Genomic DNA, 2,513 nt, shown 5'->3' on the forward strand with positions numbered 1-2,513 from the left:
CGGGGCCTGGCCGCCGAGGGCGGACGCCGAGCGGGCGGTGGCGCAGTCGCCCGAGGACGGGGTCCAGGCCTCGGTGAGGCGGCGGTGGCCGTCGTAGGCGAAGCACTGGGCGTCCTTGCCCGCCGCCTTGTCGGTGACGGACTTGACGTTGCCGGTCGCGTCGTACGCGTAGTCGACGTCGCTGGTGTAGCCGGCGTTGGTCTGGTCGACCGTGTGCATGTTGGACAGGCGGCGGGTGCCGTCCTCGTAGCGGTTGAGGACCTGCAGCTGCTTGGCGCCGGTGGAGGTGCCCAGGCGCGTCTCCTCGATCTCGCCGTACGGGGAGTAGCCGATGTTCTGGACGTAGCCGGTCATGCCTGACGTGCCGGTGAGCATGCCGAGGCTGTTGTAGGTGTTGGCCACGGTCTCGGCGGGCAGGCCGCCCACCGCGGGCATGGACGTGGACTGCACCGTGCCGTCTCGGTTGTAGACGGTCGAGGTGGTGAAGGTCTGCGGCGCGCCCGCGGCGACCAGGGGGTCGCCGGCGGCGATGACGGTCTTGCCGCCCTTGGGACGGCCGAGTGCGTCGTAGCCGGTGACGGCCTGGGAGTAGATCTTGCCGGTGGTGCCGCCGACGTAGCGGATGGCCGCGGTCACCTGTCCCTTGGCGAGGGAGTCGTAGGTGAACCTGGTCAGCTGGTGGGCGTTGTCCTTCACGCCGTCCCAGGTGCCCGTCTTGCGGCCGAGCTCGTCGTAGTCGGTGATCAGGGTGCGGGTGGTCTGCAGCAGGGTCGTGGTGGTGGTGATCGGCTGGTCGGCGTCGTTGTAGGCGGTGGTGACGGTGCCCTTGTCGGGGTCGGTGGAGGTGATCTTGCGGCCGCGCAGGTCGTAGCCGTACGACCAGACGGCGTTGTCGGGACCGGTCATCTTCGTGAGCCGGCCGGAGGGGTCGTGCTCGAAGAGGGTGCGCGTGTAGTCGGCGCCGGTCGGGGCGGGGCCGCCGTACTCACGGCGCTCCAGGATGCGGCCGCGGGCGTCGGTGATGCTGAGGGTGCCGGTGCCGCCCGCGGCGGCGGTGACGGCGGTGCGGTCGCCTTGGTAGTCGGTCCTGGTCCGCCACTTCTCCTGGTCGTAGACGCGGAACACGGACTCGGCAGCGCGGCCTGCGGCGTCGTACACCGTCTCGGTCGAGGCGGGCACGGAGCCGGGGAAGGTGTTGGCCAGGGCGCCCGACGGGGCGAGATTGTCGTGGACCTGCTCGTTTGTGAGGTAGGCGAGGCCGCGGTCGTCGTACAGCGTCTCGGAGATCACCCGGCCGCCGTCCGGTGCGGGGACCTGCTTCTGGCGGGAGCGCAGGAGCGAGTCGAAGATCTCGTAGGAGCTGTTGTAGGTCTGCCCGTCGTTCTTGAGGGCGTCGGTGCGGACCCAGGTCTCCTTGTCGTTGTTGATGCTGTAGGCGTAGACCAGGGTGGCCGCGTCGCCGAGGGTGCGGGAACGGTCCGGCTTCCACACCGAGCGCACCCGCCCGAGCGCGTCCAGGGACCACTCGGTGACGTTGCCGTTGGCGTCGGTGGTCTTGGTGGCGGTGCCCCACGCCGGGTCCACCACGGTGGTGGAGGAGTACAGCTTGGGGTCGACGGTCGTCTTCGACGTCAGCGGACCGTAGCCGGTGTCGTCGGGGGCGTAGGTCGTCCTGACCGTGCGGCCCAGGGCGTTGGTCTCGGTGAGGGGACGGCCCAGCTTGTCGAACGTCGCGCCGGACACCTGCTGGTAGACGGGCGCCTTGGTCACCGGCTCATAGCTCGCGACCCGAGCGGTGGCGGTGATGTCGCCCTTGGTGGGCGCCGCGCCGACCGCCTGGTTGTCGTAGGCGGTGGTGGCGTCGGAGATGACGTCTGCGGGCACCGCCGGGACGGTCGTGCAGCCCACGGAGTAGACCTCGACCCGGCTGACCTTGTTCACCAGCCAGTCCGTCGTGTTGCGGGCGTAGCCGGTGCGGGTGCAGGTCTCGTCGCCGGTCTTGGCCGAGTCGCCGCCGTCCTCGACGGTGAGCGGCATGCCGTACGTGGTGTCATACGTCGTCTTCTGCTTGACCGTACGGGTGCCGGTGGACGTCTTGGTGCGCGTCGTGGTCTCACCGGGCTGGACGATCCAGGAGTCGGTGGTCCCCCAGCTGTAGGTGTGACTGGCCGTCCGGTGCGACCACGGGGTGTTGATCGTGCCGCCGACCTCGTCGGTTCCGTTGTAGACGATCGTCTCGCGCACGAAGCCGGACAGCTGGCGGGAGTCGTCGAGAGCGGTGCCGGTGGAGTCGGTGACCTTCTCCACGCGGGGTGTGCCGTCGAGCTCCTTCTCGCCGTCCAGGCCGCGCAGGTACAGGGTGGACTTCTTCGAGCGGGGGCCTTCGGCGTCGCCGGAGGTCTCCATGACCTTGCCGTAGCCGCGCCACTGCGACCAGGTGCGGTTGGAGGCCTTGGTCAGGCCTTCGTCGTCGGCGTAGCCCCAGCCCGCGCCGCCCTGGTAGTCGTAGTAGG

Annotated in this window: 1 protein-coding gene; it reads right to left on the reverse strand. The window is 69.9% G+C overall.

All coding sequences use genetic code 11. The features are described 5' to 3' along the window. Positions 1-2,513 (reverse strand): RHS repeat domain-containing protein (locus ABT300_RS43135; RefSeq protein WP_351688382.1); only part of this gene is annotated, 2,513 nt, incomplete at both ends.

The sequence above is a fragment of the Streptomyces sp. NPDC001027 genome (assembly GCF_040299045.1).
Taxonomy (GTDB): domain Bacteria; phylum Actinomycetota; class Actinomycetes; order Streptomycetales; family Streptomycetaceae; genus Streptomyces.